We start from the raw sequence: 19456 nt of genomic DNA on the forward strand, positions 1-19456 counted from the left end.
TCTGATAACAAAACCGCCACCCTTTAATAAAGGAATGGCGGTTTCAAAACTTACTACATTTGAGATCGACCTGCGGGAAAGATGGCGCCTCGGGAGATCCCGATCTCCCGGCTACTGCAGCATTTTTTTCATCGCCTCGACCGCCTTCAGCGACTGCGACTGATCCTCGATTGAGAGCTTTTGATAAACGCGGCCTCTTAATTCTTGATCTCCGGCCAAGGTCAGCCAGGCGTAAGCCTGGAGGTCGTCGCGGGCAGTCCCATCCCCCTGGGCCAGCATCTCCCCAACCAATCGCATCGCTTGCCGGTCGCCTGCGCGGGCCTTGCCCAGCATGTCTTGGTAGATTTGCGCACTAATGTCCTGCAGCGAGCCATTCAGCTGCTGGAGGGATAGTTCTCCTGGCGAAGGAAGTTTGACCATGCTCAGGCAACGATCCATATCGATATGCACCCAAGCTGCTGTATTGATGATGAAATCGGCGGAGTTGACAGTCTGTCGTAGCACCGCCGTATCCTCCGCCAGGCAAGCGAACAGGGCCAGACGATTCAGATTGTAGGGGGAGCGGGGAAACCTCTGTTGCAGCTGCTGAAAACCGGAGCGTAGTTTCGGCCAGGACACTCCGGCCGAGGGTAGTTTTTTGATCTCTCCAACGGCCTGAATCCCTGAGACAATCATCAGGTAGAGCAGGTCCTGCTCTCCGTCAGGGGCCGTGGCTGCAGCCTTCTCAGCAAACCTCAGCCAAGCACCTGGGGCTCCTCCCCAGCGTGGTAACAGCTTGAAAGCGGCAGATCGATACAATTCGAAATAGTCGGGGGCAAACTCGATGGCCCGCTGGAAAGTACTTTGGTAAAGCTTACCATCCACGGGAAGCGTGCTGGTCAGATTCAACAACAGATGGTGCCTGCCGGGGCAGTCTTGACCGCTCGGTGGTTCGACCACCAGCTGCAGCGCATTCCCCAGCCGCTCACGGAAGAGCCGCCAGCCCTCCTCGCCGACGGTTTTCGCGTAACCAGTTCCCCGAGCATGCCAACCGTATCCCAACCAGGCCCGCCCAAGGGCGACCGTTGCCGTCACCGAGAGGGGATAGGCGTCCCGCCAGCGTTCGATCCCGGAGATCCTTTCAAGCCAGACTTGCTCGGCTGGCGCGGTTGCAGAAAAGCTGGAGTAGAACGCGGTGAGTTGCCACTTGTTATCGGTAAAGCGCCGCTTGGTCGACCGCAGCTGTTCGGCAAAATCCTCTAGTTGTTGGTAGTCTTCATGCTGCAGCAACTGCTGTACTTTGTGGTTGATCTCACGATGGGCAAGCACGCCTTCCAATGGACCAGCATAGGAGCTGGCCTCAGCCAGTAGAGTGAGGAGAAGTCCGAAAAGCAAAAATGCAGTGGCTGATTTAAATTTTGGCAACATTAAATACCGGCTCCGAATAGTTGATGTTTAGCTAAATATTCTGCCGGGAAAATGAAGATAATGCACCTCAATAATTCAGATAAAATCTGTATCCCCTGGTAAATATCGGTCGCTCCTTATTCACCTTATTGAAACCCAAGGGATTTTACAACTTATGAGATCAGGGGCGAATGGCTAGAAGCCCGTCTCAAAAAGCACACTGCCGACTTTTGAAACTCCGATGTGTGCGATTTATCCTTAGATGAAGCAGGACCCCATTCCAGCACAACAGGCAAGACGGCCCAACCATTTGGAATCGGGTTGGGCCGTTATGGTCTTGCGAATGGTGAATCTTGAGACTTTAGAGTGGTTCGTTTTTCGGCTCATCCAACGTTACGAACAAGAACCGGGAGGCACCTTGCGGCCCCTCCCGGTTCTTGCGTGTGCCTGTAGCAGCATTGTGGACGGTGATTTGAGGCTGGACTGCTGCGCTGGCGAACTCTCTGCTTTATTGTTTTGGTGCCTCCGCTACAGATTCCTGATCCTCACCGGCGATCGCGAACTCATTGCTGGATACAATACAGCCGGTGGCTGATGAAGCAATCATCAATATCGAAAGCTGTCCAAAGGCCATCGGTCGCAGCGGTTATGCCGTAAACGGCCCAGTCTCCCACCGACCCTGATCCCCAGCCGTTACAGAAATCGCCACCAGGGCTTAGCGCCTGGCCGAATTGGTCCGTCCCCGTCCAGACTGGTGCAAATTCATTGAGGTTGCCATCCTCATCATAACTGATCGCCTGCGCTAGGCTCCCATCAGTCAAATCGGCCCAATTGTCCGCGATGACATACCCTGGGTCTCCCGGGGTGACGTACGGAACATCCGAATGGGTCAGTCGCTCGGCCGCTGATTCAGCGGCGTCGGAGAGCCATGCCTTGAAGGTTCCAGACAGATTTGCCGCGTCTGCCAGTTGTTGACATTTGCTGTCGGCGCCGTCCAGACCTCCGAGGTCTCCGGTGTAGGCCTCACTCGAAAGAAAGGCTACCTTATAACTACAGAACGAGGGGAATGGCAGATTAAGCGTGTTGTACAGGTCACACAGCGCACCGGTCACCGCCGAATCTTCACCACCCGCAGGCCCTTGAGGACCCATGATGTTCATCTGCTTCTCCCAGCCGCTGAACTCCTTTCTCCACAAGTCCCCTGTGCTGTTATCCAGATAAACATCGCCCTCAAGTCCGTCGGCATCATCCGGCACACCAGTGCCGGCAAGCATGATCGCGCCACTGTTGCCATCGGCACCCGCGACACCCGCCGGTCCGGCCGGGCCCTCAGGTCCCATCGTACCGTCAGCACCGGTCCGGCCAACCGGACCGGGCTCACCGGCAGGCCCCTGCGCGCCGGTCGCGCCCTGCGGCCCCGGTGTCAGCTCAATGGTGTCAATCTGCTTTTGCAGGTCGTCGATCTGGCCTTGCAGGGTGTCGACCTGTGCTTGTGTTGCTGGCAATCCCCCTTTTATTCTCTCCACTTTTGCCGCCCATGACGGAATCTTTCTCTCCGTTTTAACCGCCCAGGCCGGTGAAACCAGCAGGGTTACCATCCCCAAGATCATGATAATGCGCAATACGTTCATCCCATTACCTCCCTATTGTTGGTGGTGAAACGCCAAAAAACTGCCGTGAACCACAACGGAATCGGTCACTTGCCCCTTCAGCACCCTTGCGCGAGGGCCCCTCCAGGGCAAATCACCAGACACAAAAAAGCCGGGCAAACCAAAGGCTTCAATCTCCTTTGGCAGCCCGGCCACCTGATCGTTTAAAAATCGGTGAGGTCCGTAACTTTCCGTGTCCCCCTTCACAGAAGGATCGGCTTTTTCGGGATGTTGATAAGCTTATGTTGCTTTTACTATTATCAGAGATCAACGCAATCGCAAGAACGTATCAGCAAGAACAAGACAAAAGTTACTCAGTTGGCACATGGGAAAAGGGGATTATCAAAACTTAGAGGAGGTGACATGATGCATGTCTTAACAGTATGGAGATGATCGACAGAAGAGCGGATGATTTGGCCCATTCTTGAGCCTGTTCGACCGAAATCACCACCTGAGCAATCGGCTGAGCTCCCTACCTTTCAGTAATCACACTGCTATTTCCTCTGCCCCTGTATCATAAGTCATATCAAAAATGGCCCCTCCGCTAAACTGCCGAAAATGCAGCAAAGCGAAAGAGCCGATTTTGTGTTCCAAAAGTCAGGGGCCATGAGATTAAGTCACGATATTTGGGACTGGAAAATCTTGACTTTACTAGTGGAGACTTGTTTTGTCGTTTAGAGCATTTAAAATGCAGCCTCAGTAAATCCAATCCTGAGGATAGAGATAAAAGGTTGTGGCCGCTGGCTGTTTTACATTCACCCACCCGTATTCAGTCGGTCCATCCATCATCGCATTCACTGGTTGCCACTTTTTAACGGTCGGGGCATATATTATCTCGTAAATACGATTCCTCGCAAAGTTGACTCTCTGGCCCTGCGGGTTGAAGTTTAAGTAGGTCTGAAAGTGGCTTAATGCCTCATCGTAGTTTCCCAACAAATCATAACAAGCTGCCGCGTTGTAATGAAAATCAGGATAGGCATACAATCTATTTGACTCTTCAAAATTGTAGAGAGCCAATCCATAATTCTTATCATTCCAAGCTTCTATCGCAGCATTATATTTTACAATTGCTTCAGTCCGAGAATCTGCTGAAGATTTACTCGGGTTAGATATCACGGCAAGCAGAAGAATGAGAATCAATATGCATCGTCGCTGCTTAATGATCATCATTTTACATGCCTCCTATAATTAAATTGCTTGTTTATTTAGACTTTTCCCCAAAAACATCCTCCGCTGGTCTAAATATATATTCTTTGGGAGGTGGGGGATTTTTTTCCTCAACAGGCACTAACCATTCAGCTTTCATTGGTATGAGCAGGACTGAGAGCATTAAGACCACTCCCAGTAATATCATTAGCAAGCCAGGTTGCCCCCCTTTGAGTTTAGTTGATAGTTTGTTAAAAAAAGAAAGCGAGAACTCAAAATTACTTTTCTGATTTTTCTGTAATATCAAAGCACCAAAAATGATGAGCAGAACGCCCGCTATCATCACTGAACCCTTAACGATAAATATATATGTCTGTGGAAGCATTTAATCGATAAACCTAATGTAATGGGTTGTTTTATAGACTCTATCGTTATATCAACTCCTGTCAATTCAAACTGATATGACTGAGATTTATGATGCCTAAATGAAGAAGCCCCGGACCTAGCCGGGGCTTACTATTGTTACGATATTTGAGATTTGTTTGATGCAAAACGGCCTATTAATCCTAAGCTCATCCAAGACCCCATTATGAAGCAACTGGTAAGAAAGCCTCAGCCCGCATGTGCAGGTTGAGGCTCGTGTTGTTCTGGAAATGGTGAATTTTAGGAAAGGGGTTTCCGTCCGTAGACTTTTGTATGAGCTACCCAAGCTGGACACCATGTGCGATGCCATCGCATGAGCTTGCCAAAAGCAGAATCCGGTCTTTTGTCCGCGTAGGGACATATCTCGCACTTGTGACAAATGCCCGGCAGAGCCAGAGTAACCATTCCGAATTGTTCCCTTGTCGGTGTATGATTTCTGTTTGAGACCATTAGATATTCCTCCTTTCTATTACCGTAGATGTAGTAGGCAGGAGAAAAGATACACCCATTTAGATATTGATAACGGAAGCAGAAATCTCATTGGTGGGACAACCTACGAAAGAGTAGCAAAACTGTATACTATAGTTCCCGCCCAGTAACTGACCTTCAACCCCGAGCAGGGCTGGTCATATCTTCCCGATAAATGATAAAAGCCCTCCCGATTTACGGATGGGCTTTTTTGTGTCTGATTGATGGTGACTCTAAGGGCTAATGTTTTGCGGTTGTAAATCTGAAATGAAAGCTTATTGGACTGCTCCAAGTCCCCTTTCCACCTTCGGGGGGGGGGGGGTAGGAAACTTGGAGCGATTCATGTTATTTAAAGATCGTAATGTCATCAAGGCGATTAAATAGACCTCCCGATGAAATGGTGGTCTGAGTTCCAAACGAATCCATCTTGATAACTCCCGCCCCATCAGCAACAAATAAGTTGCCCGCTCCATCCAATACTAAAGCGTGAGGACTGACCAGCAAATTGCCCGAGAATCTTATCGTTTGCGCCCCACTGACTGGATCAATCTGGACGATCTTCCCGTCGTTGACCCCTGATGTGTGGGGGCCGCAGGTTAGTATCTTGCCTGTCGATTCAACCACTATATGCCCATTGGCCTGCTCCAATTCACCCCCTGAGGAGACGACGGTTTGAGTTCTCGCCGCAGGATCTAAACGGAGGATTTGGGCCTGCCCCCCTTCAAAGGGGTAAAAGTTCTTCACCAGAATGGTGCCGGCTGTTTCATAAGCGATCCCTCCTCCACAATTATCAATGGTCAAGTCCCCTCCCTCTACTAAATCCGTGCTAGTTACTTCTCCGGTCGCCGGGTTCACCTTTTTTACAGCGAATTCTGTAGCCACGAAAATGTCGTCGTTAGGCGCAACGATAATGCCGTCTGGATCTTCCAGGACGCCCCCTCCAACGAGTTCGATTTGTATTCCCGTTCTTGGATTGATCCGGATAATCCGCGAATCAGCAGTTCCGCAATTCACAACCAGGATATTACCATCGTTATCCACGGTGATGCCATTCGGAGCCTTGATTAAGCCACCAATTACAATCCTAACCTGGCCCCCCGTAACCGGATCGACTTTATAAATCGCACCCTCCTGCATGCTTACGGTAAGGAGGTCCCCGGGGTGCAGATCAAGCCCCGGTACGATTGCAATGCCTGTCGGAGCCCTTAAACTCCCTCCCGAGGAGACGACTTCCTGGACTCCATTATTCGGATTAACCCGGATAACCTGGCCGGTAATTGTTGAAGAGTTACCGGTTGCCACCAAGATGGACCCTGTTGAATTCAGAGCAAGGTCGGACGGGTCGGCCAGTAACAATCCGGAAGTTAAGGAGATCTGGTCCCCCGTATCGGGTTTTACGCGAATGATTTCGCCATTGTTGAGTCCGGGCGAACTTGCATTCAATGCCAAAATATTACCAACGTTATCCACCCCCAGGCTCAAGCAGGATTTCAACAAATTTCCGGATGAAACAGATTCCATGGCTGCCGACCCCGGGTTTATCCGTACGATCTCGCGCCCATCGGTCACACTATTCAATTGCGCTACCAGTATGTCACCTGAAGGTTCCGAGGCAATGCCTCGGCCGACCGTTTCGGAAAGAATGCCGTCGTATCCCCCCAGCCTTGCCCCTGTCGCTGGATCTACCCGAATGATGCCCTTTTCATGAACCAACAGAATTTCACCATCGGCCGCCATGGCTATTTTGTTTGGAGCTTCAACCCATTCAGAAAATTCAGTTATCTTCGTTTGCTCGCCCGTATCCGGATTCACCCTGATGATGCCAGATTCTGGGCTGTTGCCTGGGTTCAACACCAGTAGGCACCCGTCAGCCTCCGGAACCAGGTTCCCGGGGCCGTTGAGCAGTCCGCCGGAGGACACTACCAACTGATTGCCTGAAGCCGGATTCACGTGGATGATGGCGTTCGTCTTTGGGTCCGAGATGAGTATATCCCCAGGGCTCAGAAACAGATTGTCCAACTCGATCAGGTAGCTTTCAAATCTGGAGGCACCGGAACGTAGAGAAGTGGTATGCAGAAGGTTGCCTGTCGGGTCATAGACCTTGAGAACCAGATCAGGCCCTCCTTCTATGAAGTATTCTAGGATATTTTTTACAAAGTCGGCATTGCGGTATTTGACAGTAAATCTCCCGTTCCGGTCAGTGGTCCCTTCACCAAGAAAATCGTCATTGCTCAAGCGATCAACATCAAAGGCTTTCACCAACAAGCCAGGCATTGGTTCGTCGGTTCTGTTCTGGATTTTGCCAGCAATGATATATCTTTCGCTCATTTTTACCTCCAATCTGTTTTTTTGGACGCAATAGGGGGTGCATCGGCGATGCATCTCCCCAGCCGGGAGCTCAAATGCCAGGAGGAAATGACCTGTTTTTTGACTTGCTAATGACCTTCCCCACCTAAACAGCCGAATATAATATTTGTTTAACCCCGCTATTGGCATAGCCTTATTGAATATCAAAATGCTGGACTGGATGGTTTCTGGTACCGGAGATTGTTAGCCCAAAGCATTGTGTTGGCACACCATATTGTAATGCTGTCTGTGACATTTCTGCCTCCTGGATATGGCAGAAGGTCAAAAACAAAGGCCGAGCCCACCATAAGGATTAAGATCCTTCGGCAGCTCGGCCATCTTTTGCCCACAAAGACCCGTCACTTTCCGTCCCCCCCTCACAGAAGGATTGGCTTTTTCGGGATTATCGATATATTTTGTTTTGCTTTTACTACTATCAGAACTTAATGAGATTGCAATGCCATTTGCTTGATTCTTTCAGATCGTCAGCATTCCAAGGGACGGGGTAGTTGATGTTTTAGCGGCTAGATTCATCTGTCTTATATGTTGCTCCACCCCATTTGACTGGTCGAATGGAGGATAGCAGGCAGATTCTTATGGATCCTGATAAATAAGAACGGCCAACCCGATATTTCGAGTTGGCCGTTTGTGTGTCTGATATGTAGCCACTTCCAACACACTAAGGCAGGCGACCTCTTACGTCTCAAAAATATGGAGATGGTCGACAGTAAACCGTCCAAAATGTCGGTTTCTGACCCCGGTCGACCCAGATTACCACCTGATCAGTCCAACCAACTTCCTACCAGGCCGCAATCACACAGCTATTTCCACCTGGGCCGTCTCGAAAGTCATTCAAAAATGGCCCCTCCGCTAAACCCCTGAAAGTACAGGAGGGCGAAAGGGCCAATTTTAGTGTTCCATAATGGAGAAGTGAGAATTAAGTCACTACTTTTGAGAACTCGAAGCGGAAAAGCAGGGCCCGGTGAGCCCCGCTTTTCTTACACCTTTTTGAAAACAAGCTTTTATTTATTACGCCTGCGGCTGAACCATGCCAGACCGGCTAGACCGCTACCAAGAAGAAGGATTGTCGAGGGTTCAGGAACTGGAGCTGCAGAAGACATTGCGATACCACTCATTCCTAAAACTCCAAAGTTGCCAACATAATCGTGTGCCCCAGAAAAGAGGTCGAATGAAAAAAGATCACCAAACTCGGTAGAAAAGTACCCAGTGGTTCCATTGGAGGTCATTCCTCCAACATCACCAACCAAAAGATTACCCAAGTCCATAAAAATGGAGCTGCTTGCGGTGAAAGGGTCGATTGTCAACAGGGCATTCGTAACGCGATCAAGGCCTATAAGGGTCCCATCACTTCGCATAGTGAGACCATCAATATCATGGTCTCCGCCACTGATTATCCCAACAGGGGTTGCGGCCCCAGAGTCCAGGTCAAGAGTGATGAGCTGTGGATTAGAGGCAAACCCACGGTTTGTCCCGTATGCTGTGCCATCATCCGCAAAAGCAAGGCCACCCTCAAACACGAAGCCGGTAGACAGATAACCTATACTTGTTGCTGAGGCCGCTAAAGGATCAATCGTATATAACTGTGCATTATAACCGCTATTAAAGGCATATAAAGTGCCATCGTTCGAATACTCTAGTGCACCTAAGGTATCTATTATCCCTGTGTTACCGACGAGCGAAACTGAAGCGTCTGTCGTTGAAATATTGTAAAGATTGCCTACCTCATCAACTCCAATCATTGAAGCGTTAGTTTCGTCTGCAGCAGAGAACGAGAAAATTAGCGCACACAATAGCGTCATAAAAGCCAGTTTTTTCATTGATGCCTCCTTGTGTTAGTTGTGAGAAAATGGAAGAGCTTAATTGACATAGCTCCATGCAGGTATGGCGCCATATTTGTATCTCTTCAAAATCATGAGGGAATTTGTCATACGCTTATTATCTATAATCAGAAGGTAAAAGAAGTCGACACTTGCAAGACTTAAATGGGTGATTTATAGACATCTGAATCACGACGGACATTACGTGCGTGAGTACGTCTATTGCAAATATCTGAACTTGTTCAACGGTAAGCCGTCCGAATCGGCCCGCTTTCAGGCCAGAGCTGCAAAAAGTGCTTCCGAATAGATGCTGCTATTCCCCTACCAGACCGAAATCACGCCGCTATTCCCGGCCAGATCGTTTCAAAAGTTGGTTCAAAAAAGGCCCTTCCGCTAATCTGCTGAAATTACAGCAAAGAGAAAGGGCCTTTTTTATGTTCCAAATGTCGGGGGCCATGAGATTAAATCACTACATTTACGACGTAGAAAATGTCTACTCGACCAGTGGTGATTCAGCTTCCTCCTCCTCACTATTCGGCAGGCAAAACATCCGGAAGCCTCACCACCAGCACCGGAACCTTGGTGCTGTGCAGGATCTTCATCGTTGTTGAACCGAGAAGAGCATCGGAAACCACCGTGTGACGGTGCGAACCCATGACGATCAGATCGGCCTGAAAATCATCGGCGGCAGTCAGTATGGCCGCTTTCGGTGCATGCTCGGAGATACGGATATTGGCGATAACACCAGGAGCCACCGCATATTCACTCAGCACCTTTTGACAGATCTCTTCCAGATAGGCAGTGACTTTCGCTTCGGTATCGAGTGGTGACTTTTCGAAGTCGATGGAGATCCCCTCCTGTCGCATGAAGATCTCGGCTTGCGACTGGTCGCTGATATTCAGCGCCTCGTGGCTGTGCACAATGTGGATGCGGGCATCGTACTTCTGGGCCTGACTCAGGGCGTAGCCAAGAACGTAACTGGTGTCTTGGCCCAGTCCGACAGCAAACAGGATGTTGCGGATATTCGGCAGCATAATTCTCCTCCTTTTCTCTTCTTGGAGCGGAACGAGTGGGGAGCTTATTTGATTATGCCGCAGTTTTCCGTTATCGGCAGCGAACGGCAGAAAAAAAAGACTACTTTCGCGCCGCCTAAAACGAAAAAGCCCCGGTCCATAAGGACCGAGACAAGAATGCAATTTGTACATTGATTTAGGGCCATGACAGGCTTAGAGGTTGATTTGAGAAATTCTGAGGATCAAACGGCGAAGATCCAGACCTCTATGATTGAACATAAACTCACAACAAAACCGCCACCCAAAATTGTGAAGGTGGCGACATTCTATCACTAGGCCCTTGCATAAGGGGTGACCATATATGAGACTGAGTGGTGTCTACCTAAATGCAGTCGATTCAGTGGTCGCCCTGACCAACCTCTGTACGGCAAACAATACCGTGGCTATTATCGTCAATGCCGATGTAGCCCGTAACCTGGCCGAGCGCAACGACATACCACCGCGTCATGCCGCCAGCACTCTTGGCATCTTTTCCTGTGTTATCCAGGAGATTATCCCATACAGTGCCCAGATCCTCCTGGTTTCTTCGATCATGGGGCTCAGTCCGCTGCAGGTCGTAGGCAAGGTCTACTATTGCTACCTACTGGCTCTTGCTGGCCTAGTGGCGATCATTGTAAAGGCTGCGCGGATCGCCAACAAAAAAGAGTGGATTTCTCAGCTTAGCTGAAAAAAGATGCAATGTAGGAAAAAAGACCTGATTCCTCGACTTTTGCATAAAGGACCACGGCCACTGCGAGCGGAGAAACGAAGCGGATCATGAAATGCCAAACCGGGTAAACCCAGCTAGCATTACCAGCCAACAGCTCCTCTTTCCCTTTTGTTCCATTCCAGAACCAGCCAACATAAATAGCGATAAGCAGGCCGGAGAGGGGCAGCAGATAATTGGAAGCGATCAGATCAACTGAATCGAAAAAAGAACGTTCTCCAAGAATAGTCCAGTCTGCCAGGAGGTTAAAAGACAGGGCAGAAGGGATGCCGACAATGAAGCAAAGAGCAGCCAAAAACGCGGTAGCGGGTTTTCGTCCCCAGCCGCGTTCGTCAATTAAGTAGGCGACCTGGGATTCGAGCAACGAGATAGTGCTGGTCAAAGCAGCGAAGGCGATTAAGAGGAAAAAGAGAATAGCCAGAAAGTAGCCGCCAGGCAGCTTGGAAAAAACGATCGGGATAGTCTTGAAGACCAGGCCAGGGCCTGCGGAAGGTTGCATACCGACGGCAAAAACGATGGGAAAGATGGCCAGGCCTGCAATCAGGGCGATACCTGTATCGAGCAAGACGACACGCAGACTGGCGCCGACGATGTTGGAATCTTTGTCCAAGTAGGAGCCGTAGGTGATTATGATCGCCATACCGAGAGAGAGGGTATAGAAAGAATGCCCCATAGCTTCCAGAACAGAGGCCGGAGTCAACTTGCTGAAGTCCGGGTAGAACATGAACCGTAGTCCTTCGGCGGCACCGGCGCTGAGCATACCATTGATAAACAGCAGAATAAGCAGAGCGAAGAGCACCGGCATGAGGATTTTGCTCCAACGCTCAATCCCTTTTTGCACCCCACCGATAACTATAGCAAGACTGAGCAGGATAAAGCCGAAGTGGCAGATGATCTGCCGTGTGCCATTGCCGATCAAACCACCGAACATCTCCTCAATGGCTTCGGGAGATTGGCCGACGAAAGCACCCTGCACCGCACGCCACACATAGTCGAGTGTCCACCCCGCCACAACAGAGTAGTAGGACAGGATAATAAAGGCCGAGGCGACACTGAACCATCCGGCCAATTGCCAGGGGGAGCGTTTGCCTTCCAGGGCTAAAAAGGCGCCGACGGCATCCTTACGCGTATGACGGCCAATCATCAATTCTGAAATCATAATCGGTAAACCAACAATAGCGATGCAGAGCAGGTAAACCAGGACGAAGGCACCGCCGCCGTTTTGTCCAGTAATATATGGAAATTTCCAGATGTTGCCGAGCCCGATCGCGCTACCTGCAGCAGCAAGGATAAAACCAAGTCGCGATGACCACTGCCCTCTCGGTTGAGTGTTAGCCATTTATTGTTACCTTTCAGATATGCTGTAAATCGCAGAAACTTAGAACTCCCGACCTTCTGCCCGTAGATACCCGTATTTCCATATCTTGGTTGAACCGGGAGAGAGATCCTAGCATTTTCAAGTTAAAGGACAAGTAGAAAACCGTTGACGGGAGGGCTGTCTCATATATATGAACTTGATCGACAACTGATTGGCTGAATCGGCAAAATTCTATCGACGAAATTCCACAGTCAGCCAATTTTTCCGTCCTCTCAAAGCAACAGCTACCTATCTAACCAAAATCACGAAGCAAACTCCTATCAGGTTATCTCGTAAGTCGTATCAAAACTAAGCACTCCTCTAACCAACTGAAAATACTCCAAGTCGAAAAGTCGATTTTGACCAGAGAAATTCGGGTATTTTGCGAAAATATACCTTTGGGGATGAGGAATAATTTCAAAAATTCTTCAGTGAAATAGCAACCTGAGGGGGAGAGAGGATTCGAGATATGAACGGACAAAGGATTGGATACGCTCGCGTCAGCACAACCGGCCAAGACCTCAGCCTGCAAAGAGACAGACTGGCAGACTGCGACAAGATTTTTGAGGAGAAGGCATCAGGAGCCAGAGGTACTGTAAGACCTGCTCTTGAGGAGGCCATGAACTACGTCAGGGACGGAGATGTTTTTGTTGTCACCAAACTAGATCGGCTTGCCCGCTCCGTTCTTGAACTGATGCAGATTACCCAGGTTCTCCAAGATAAAAAATGCGACCTTCAGGCTCTCGATCAAGAACTTGATACTTCAACGCCGACCGGTCGCCTGATCTTTCATGTTCTAGCTGTAATCGGCGAGTTTGAGCGTGAACTGATCACCGAACGGGCCAGAGAAGGTCGTGAACGAGCAATGGCAGCAGGAGTTAAATTCGGTCGCAAACCTAAGTTGTCAAAACGGAAAGAACGAGAACTGCTAGAAATGCTGGAATCGGTCGTTATCAGCAAAGAAGATCTGGCTCGACAGTTCAACGTTTCAAGGGCAACAGTGTACCGCTTGGCGGCGAAACTAGACCAAGAATTTGAAGATCAAATTCAGCATGCTTGAAAGCAATGAGGCTGCGCCGAAAACGGCAGCAGCCTCATATTTAGCAATTAAGTCACGACTTTCAAGACGCGAAAATTGGCGATTCAGTGCTCGTGTGCATGATGCGATCTTTTTTGATTTTTAACGAGGTACCATACACGAGAGAACAACAGGGCAAATATCGTTAGCAGAGTAATAAGTGTAGCTGACCATGGAAGATTGAGATAGCTCTTCAGAAGAAATGCGAAAAAGAGGGTCTGCAAGAACCCGAACACTGCCATTTTCAGCATGGAAACTCCTTTAAGGCCTAAGCAAGCCACTCATGAAAATGAAATGATACAGTATGTATTTCAAACAAATCGTAATACTCTTTTGTTTTCTGTCAAATAAGAGTTCTGTTGGTTGACTCCCTAAGGACTTCTTAGGGCCTAGCTCGTCGATTCAATGTTTCCAGGTCGATGGTTTTCGTTTGGCAGCAACCCCATTTAACTCACTACATTTGAAACACAGAAACGAAAAAGCCCCGGGTCTGGCCGAGGCTTCATTTTGTTACAATATACGAGACTGGAAAAGCCTACTCGACCGGCGACGATTTACTTGATTTGATTAGGTTCACACCCTGTTTTTAAACGGGCAGCTATTTTGATAATCCAGAATCTTTTCTATCCGCGTTTCTGGTAGTTGGTTTAAATGAACAACAATTTCTCCCTTTGTCATACCTTTTAGGTCCGAAAGTATGCAGCCTGAAAGAGAGTGGCACATCGGGCAGGTCAAAACTTTATCGACAATATTTCTGATCGGATTTTTAGCAAGTTCCTTTCGGCGTTCCCTTCTCCAAGCCATTACTCCTTCAACGTCACCGGTAAGTGCCGATTGAAAACGATTCTCTGAAACAGGTTTTAAATCGTGTTCCTGGATAAGACCATCAATCCCCAAATCAAGCAAAGCCTCATGCTTTGTTTTCCCTGTTGCGCCTTGGTAGGCTGCAACCATCATCGAAGCGTATTTCATTTGTCAGTTCCCTCCACACCAATATCAATCAGCGTAGTATACCGATGATGCCTGACAGGAATCTTAATGGAGGCTGCTCACTAAACGGAAAATATCGTGCGCTAAGGATGGGCTCGGAAAAAAGTTACTATATTCGAGACTGGAAAGAGTATATTTGCCTCGTGACGATTCATCCGGTTTCCCCCGATATCAAAACTGGAGTCCCGGTGCCAGCGACTGAGCTTTAACCGCTAATATTTCTCCATCCCAACCACATTGAGAATTTGTCCTGATACTCGTTGTGACGGTGTCAATGTCAATACCTCAAGACCTGAGTCGGTGACCGCAACAGTGTGCTCAAATTGTGCGGAGAGCGACTTGTCTTTGGTGCGCACTGTCCACTTATCCTTTTTATCTGTCACCACGCCATGCTTGCCCATATTAATCATTGGCTCGATGGTGAATGTCATCCCAGGCCGGAGAATCACCTGATCACCCTCTTTGTTTTTATGATGTAACACCGTAAAGTTTTCGTGAAATTCGCGGCCGATACCGTGCCCCGTGTAGTCTCGAACAACCGAATAGCCACAAGACTCGACAAATGGTTGAATGATCCCACCAATCGCCGACAATGGCATCCCCGGTTTTACCCCTTCAATGGCCATTACCAGTGCCCGTGCTGTTACCGCGACCAGTTTTCGTGCCCGACTACTGACATAACCGATGAGAAAGGTTTCCGATGAATCACCATGAAAACCATCGACAATGGTGGTCAAGTCGACATTAACAATATCGCCTTCTTTGAGGACATCGCCGGGCGACGGAATGCCATGGCAAACGACTTTATTGATCGACGTACACAGCGATTTCGGGAAACCATGATAGCCGAGGCAAGCAGGAATATGGCCATGCTGTAGAGTATAATCATGCGCAAGGGTATTGATCTCTTCAGTGCTGATCCCAGCCTTAACATGGGGACGAAGGTAATCCATCAACTCACCATTAAACGCGCCAGCACGACGCATTCCATCTAATTCCTGTGCTGTTTTAATCAATTTATTCACCGATCCATACTCTTTATATGACCACGGGCAAGCTCATGATCGCGTTAGCATAACACCAGCATAGCATTGACCTCGCAATGCGCACTGTTGGCCCTGGATACGGAATACTATGATGCAAAAGTAGACTTATGTTTCTATGCTTACTGCAAAAACTAAAGTGACCTGTTTGATTCTTGTTGATTTCAAGTCACTACATTCGAGATTCAGAAACTGAAAGCCCCGGCATCAACCGGGGCTTACTTATGTCACTATTTTTTAAACGTGTTCTTTGTCGGTTTGACACGATAGACCACCAGCCCCGACTTGCCCTGTAAATACTCCAACAGATCTACGTCAACGACCCGTCTCACCTTATCGTGCGATGAGGCATGGCGCAGCATGACGTTGCCTTTAATTTTAACAATCAGCCCGGTATGACTGACGTCAAGACCAGCGTGATTACTATAAATGCCAACATAGTCCCCCACCTGTAGAGCTGAGAGTATTTTTATGTCTATTTTTATCGTGGGGATGTAGGTAATCTCACGCCGTGTGACAGAGATCTCTGGTAGCCAATGAGTACCGTCGCTCTTAAGGTTGAGATGCTTGACGACAACTTGAGCTCTTCCTTGTCCGACTCCTGCGGTAACATCACCGATCAGAGCGGCATCACCAGCAATCCAGTCGCTGAAAAAGTGCCTGCGATTTTCATAGGTAACCATGCCACCACGATAGCGGACTTGTTTCAACTGCTCAGGGAAATCGGTTACGTCTGATGCGCGACGCAAGGCTTCGACCACATCGAGCAAAGTGAAGCAGTCAAACCCCGCCAGGTTGATAACCAACTTTTCCGTTTTTGTCGGCTCGCCAATCAGGGTGTCTGCAAGATAGGGTGTATCAATGAAGTCGCGGGAGATTGCTACAATCCGGTCACCAGGAGCATTAACATGGTGTGCCGTTGAAATGATTTGTGCCAGTTCTGTTTCGCTCCAGCGACCGAAATTCACCAGCTTCTGATCTGCACCCAGGGCAACGCAGGACATCAGGCAAAAGACACAGAATGTCGAGTTCAGTATTTTAATAGCCATCAGATTTGCTATTTTGCGGCCCCTCTTTTTGCAGTTAGCCTGACCTTTGAGTCGGGTGAGTTATAAATTAGTTAACTGTTTTCTTGAGAACATACATTCCATCCTCAAATTTGGAAAAGAAGTATTCTAGCATAGGGTGATAGCAGTAAAGTGAGGTTATCTGACCGGCCTATTTACTGCCACTTAGCAGAGTAGAAAATTCCGCCATAAATCCGGCTATCATGAAACTCACGATATTCGAGACACTGAAATGAAGAAGCCCCGGTTAAGGCCAGGGCTTCAATTCGTTACAACTTTTGAGGTTGGAAAATGACTCGTCGGATAGTGGCGATTCAGCAATTCAAAATATAAGTTCACAAGAGGGGCTAAGTCCCGCATATTTACTCAGGGAGGTTATCACCAGTACCTCCGGCCTCAGTGGAAAGATCCTTGAATTTAGGCAAACCATCTCTCATCGGCTGTACTGTTTCCTGATAATGAACATGAAATCCGGGGTCAAAAGAGAAATTCTTGATGAGCGCAGCCGGAACGTCGACAACTCCCATCGTCGGGTGCTCGATAAAGACGTGTCCACCGCAGGTTTTACACCACTTGCGGACACTTGTACCGGTTCCATTGTTTGTTGCAGCAAGCTTGTCGTATGAGGCAATGTTACCTTCGCCTTTAATGAGCTTAAATCGATCAGGTTGCCACAGGGTGAAAGAATTTATCGGACCGGCGGACCAGTGTCGGCAGGAATCGCAATGGCAATAGGCCATCGCCTCCGGACTTCCACTCACGCTGAACTCAACTGCTCCGCAAAAACAACTGCCACTGTAGTTTCTTGTCTGGTTCATGATATCGCTCCTCGTTCCCTCCTGAAGGTTTGACATCTGAAATATTTACCCCTCAAAGTCTACGGATGATTGAGGCTGGATGTTTACATGAAGTTTGAAAATGTCTGGTCTTGAATAATGTCCAGCGACATCTAACACCCTTCTGGCGATGTCGACTTTGCCCCGATCAATGTCGCAATACAAAATGCCAGACTCTTTGCGTAGTGGGCCGGCAATAATTTCACCTCCGGGTGCGATAACGACAGAATCTCCTGGGTTAACCCATTCGTCAGCATCAGGGTACAGGCGGGATTTTTCCGGGAAATCCTCTGGAAAATCAGTGCCCTGCATGAGGTTCCCGCAGCCAACAACCCAGCAGCGACCTTCGCGGGCAATGTGTTGCAGGCTACCGATCCAGCCGTCACCACTGTCGTAGGTTGGGGCGACATAGATCTCTACACCCTGGGCATACAAGGCATGTCTTGCCAGCGGCATATAGTTTTCCCAGCAAAGCAAGGTTCCGATTCGGCCCACTGGAGTATCAACGACCTTCAACCCGGATCCATCACCGAATCCCCAAACCATCCGCTCGGGATTGGTTGGCATCAACTTACGATGTTTATTTAACAGGGAGCCGTCTGCACCTATCGTGATGACTGTGTTGTAGAGAGTCGAACGGCTAAGCTGGTTATCGCGCTCTTCGATACCGCAAACGATGGTGACAGCATGTTTCCGGGCCGCATCGTAGAGCGGGAGCAGATCGTCCGACTCCATATTTACTGCATTGTCGAATAACCGCTTGTACAACTCTTCAGACAATGTCCAATCGCCGCCAGGTTTAAGGCGCCAAACCCAGGTCGGATAGCCGGGGATAAATGCCTCGGTGAAGATCACGGCATCAGCTTTTTGTGCTGCGGCCTCCTTTACGGAATCAACGGCCAGCGCAATAGATTTTTCCTTATCTAGAAAAACTGGGGGTTTTTGTACGATCGCGAATTTGGTCATCTTTCTACCTCCCGTTTTCACTACTTGGGTTAAGTGATCGGTTATGACTAAGCATAGGCTTTGCGCCTAACTGCTTACAATTCGCGATATAATGAAACGTAATGTGCAAAAATGCACATGTGGGGAGGTACAATGAACTGGGATGATATGAAGTTTTTTCTGGCGGTGGCTCGCTGCGGTTCCATTAGTGGTGGAGCCAAACAACTGGGTGTGCAGCACTCTACGGTTTCCAGACGGTTGCGTGCACTGGAAGAAAAACTGGGCACGCGCCTGATTGAGAGAAAAAGGTCCGGTTATGAACTCACCGTTGCTGGTGAACAGATCAAACAGTCAGCCATTCGCATGGAAAGGGAAATTCTCGGCGTGAATGAGGCGCTCCTGGGGGAAGATGCCAACCTTGTTGGCCCCCTGCGAGTGAGCGCCATCAACAATATGGCTTCGTCAGTACTGATGCCAATTTTTGCCCGTTTTTCCGAAAACCATCCTCAGGTGGAATTACACATCGCCGTATCAAATATGGATGTCAGTCTGGCGCAACGGGAGGCGGATATCGCCATTCGCCTCACCAATTCACCCACAGACACTTTGATTGGGAAGCGGATGCTGACCGTTGCATCAACCATTTACGGCAAACGAGAATACCTAGAAAAAATCAACCTTCAGGCCTACGAACCCAAATGGATTGGGGTGAGTTGCTGTCAATTCCACAAAACCTGGACAAAGCAATCGTGCAATCATCAGGTACACACGTTTTATAGCGATGACACCCTACTGACGCTCTCGGCGATCAGGGAAGGTCTGGGCGTTTCCTATTTACCCTGTTTTATGGGCGATGCAGACCCCTTACTACAGCGCTATTCTGATCCAGACCCGCAACATGATTTAGGTTTATGGATATTGTTACACCCTGACTTGAAGCGAACAGCGAGGGTTCTTACATTTAAAGATTATATGATCAAAAACATTCAGGAAAAGCGTGATCTGTTCGAGGGGCGCATGCCCCAAAGCGATGGCTGAAAATCACTTCCTGTAAGAGGCAAAAAAATGGGGGACGGGGGGCTCTTGGGTGTCATCGTAAGCCTCA

Annotated in this window: 16 protein-coding genes and 2 riboswitches; of the genes, 3 read left to right on the plus strand and 13 right to left on the minus strand. The window is 48.9% G+C overall.

Features of this window, described 5'->3' with window-relative positions:
- Positions 1–111 precede the first annotated feature (111 nt).
- The 7 genes from ACZ5PT_RS15200 to ACZ5PT_RS15230 form a co-directional block, all read right to left on the minus strand.
- Positions 112–1407: a hypothetical protein gene (locus tag ACZ5PT_RS15200; protein ID WP_464263874.1), complete on the minus strand. Its 1296-nt coding sequence runs from the start codon at positions 1405–1407 to the stop codon at positions 112–114.
- 542 nt (positions 1408–1949) lie between these two features.
- Positions 1950–3017, minus strand: coding sequence for a hypothetical protein (locus tag ACZ5PT_RS15205; RefSeq protein WP_464263875.1), 1068 nt, complete (start codon positions 3015–3017; stop codon positions 1950–1952).
- 157 nt (positions 3018–3174) lie between these two features.
- Positions 3175–3264, minus strand: a riboswitch (cyclic di-GMP riboswitch).
- A 467-nt stretch (positions 3265–3731) separates the two neighbouring features.
- Positions 3732–4205 carry a tetratricopeptide repeat protein gene (locus ACZ5PT_RS15210; RefSeq protein WP_464263876.1) on the minus strand — a complete coding sequence of 158 codons (474 nt, stop codon included), beginning with the start codon at positions 4203–4205 and terminating at the stop codon, positions 3732–3734.
- 31 nt (positions 4206–4236) lie between these two features.
- A complete protein-coding gene (locus tag ACZ5PT_RS15215) occupies positions 4237–4566 on the minus strand; it encodes a hypothetical protein (protein ID WP_464263877.1) in 330 nt (109 codons plus the stop codon).
- A gap of 851 nt (positions 4567–5417) precedes the next feature.
- Complete coding sequence (locus ACZ5PT_RS15220; protein WP_464263878.1) at positions 5418–7400, minus strand: hypothetical protein; 1983 nt, start codon at positions 7398–7400, stop codon at positions 5418–5420.
- Between the two features lie 340 nt (positions 7401–7740).
- A riboswitch (cyclic di-GMP riboswitch) is annotated at positions 7741–7821 on the minus strand.
- 619 nt (positions 7822–8440) lie between these two features.
- The gene (locus ACZ5PT_RS15225; protein WP_464263879.1) at positions 8441–9256 is read right to left on the minus strand and encodes a PEP-CTERM sorting domain-containing protein; all 816 of its coding nucleotides are present in this window, start codon (positions 9254–9256) and stop codon (positions 8441–8443) included.
- A 530-nt stretch (positions 9257–9786) separates the two neighbouring features.
- Positions 9787–10290: a universal stress protein gene (locus ACZ5PT_RS15230; protein WP_464263880.1), complete on the minus strand. Its 504-nt coding sequence runs from the start codon at positions 10288–10290 to the stop codon at positions 9787–9789.
- 340 nt (positions 10291–10630) lie between these two features.
- Here ACZ5PT_RS15230 and ACZ5PT_RS15235 point away from each other — a divergent pair, with 340 nt between their 5' ends.
- On the plus strand, positions 10631–10996 hold the full coding sequence (locus ACZ5PT_RS15235) for a hypothetical protein (RefSeq protein WP_464263881.1): 366 nt from the start codon (positions 10631–10633) through the stop codon (positions 10994–10996).
- Here the strand turns inward: ACZ5PT_RS15235 and ACZ5PT_RS15240 are convergent.
- The gene (locus ACZ5PT_RS15240) at positions 10989–12374 is read right to left on the minus strand and encodes a sodium-dependent transporter (RefSeq protein ID WP_464263882.1); all 1386 of its coding nucleotides are present in this window, start codon (positions 12372–12374) and stop codon (positions 10989–10991) included. The genes ACZ5PT_RS15235 and ACZ5PT_RS15240 overlap by 8 nt on opposite strands.
- 487 nt (positions 12375–12861) lie before the next feature.
- Between ACZ5PT_RS15240 and ACZ5PT_RS15245 the strand changes: the two genes are divergently transcribed.
- Entirely contained in the window at positions 12862–13452 is a 591-nt protein-coding gene (locus tag ACZ5PT_RS15245) for a recombinase family protein (RefSeq protein ID WP_464263883.1), read from the plus strand.
- Positions 13453–14043: 591 nt separating this feature from the next.
- On the opposite strand, the gene ACZ5PT_RS15250 is transcribed toward ACZ5PT_RS15245, so the two are convergent.
- The 5 genes from ACZ5PT_RS15250 to ACZ5PT_RS15270 all read right to left on the minus strand — a co-directional run bounded on the left by ACZ5PT_RS15250 (position 14044) and on the right by ACZ5PT_RS15270 (position 18372).
- On the minus strand, positions 14044–14442 hold the full coding sequence (locus tag ACZ5PT_RS15250) for a hypothetical protein (RefSeq protein ID WP_464263884.1): 399 nt from the start codon (positions 14440–14442) through the stop codon (positions 14044–14046).
- Positions 14443–14672: 230 nt separating this feature from the next.
- Positions 14673–15485 carry a type I methionyl aminopeptidase gene (map, locus tag ACZ5PT_RS15255; RefSeq protein WP_464263885.1) on the minus strand — a complete coding sequence of 271 codons (813 nt, stop codon included), beginning with the start codon at positions 15483–15485 and terminating at the stop codon, positions 14673–14675.
- Between the two features lie 248 nt (positions 15486–15733).
- A complete protein-coding gene (locus ACZ5PT_RS15260; protein WP_464263886.1) occupies positions 15734–16552 on the minus strand; it encodes an N-acetylmuramoyl-L-alanine amidase-like domain-containing protein in 819 nt (272 codons plus the stop codon).
- A 380-nt stretch (positions 16553–16932) separates the two neighbouring features.
- Positions 16933–17388 carry a GFA family protein gene (locus tag ACZ5PT_RS15265; protein WP_464263887.1) on the minus strand — a complete coding sequence of 152 codons (456 nt, stop codon included), beginning with the start codon at positions 17386–17388 and terminating at the stop codon, positions 16933–16935.
- 45 nt (positions 17389–17433) lie between these two features.
- A complete protein-coding gene (locus tag ACZ5PT_RS15270; protein ID WP_464263888.1) occupies positions 17434–18372 on the minus strand; it encodes a carbon-nitrogen hydrolase family protein in 939 nt (312 codons plus the stop codon).
- 132 nt (positions 18373–18504) lie between these two features.
- On the opposite strand from ACZ5PT_RS15270, the gene ACZ5PT_RS15275 reads away from it, so the two are divergent.
- Positions 18505–19389, plus strand: coding sequence for a LysR family transcriptional regulator (locus ACZ5PT_RS15275; RefSeq protein WP_464263889.1), 885 nt, complete (start codon positions 18505–18507; stop codon positions 19387–19389).
- The last annotated feature ends 67 nt before the right edge of the window (positions 19390–19456 follow it).

It is taken from the genome of Desulfuromusa ferrireducens (assembly GCF_055389805.1).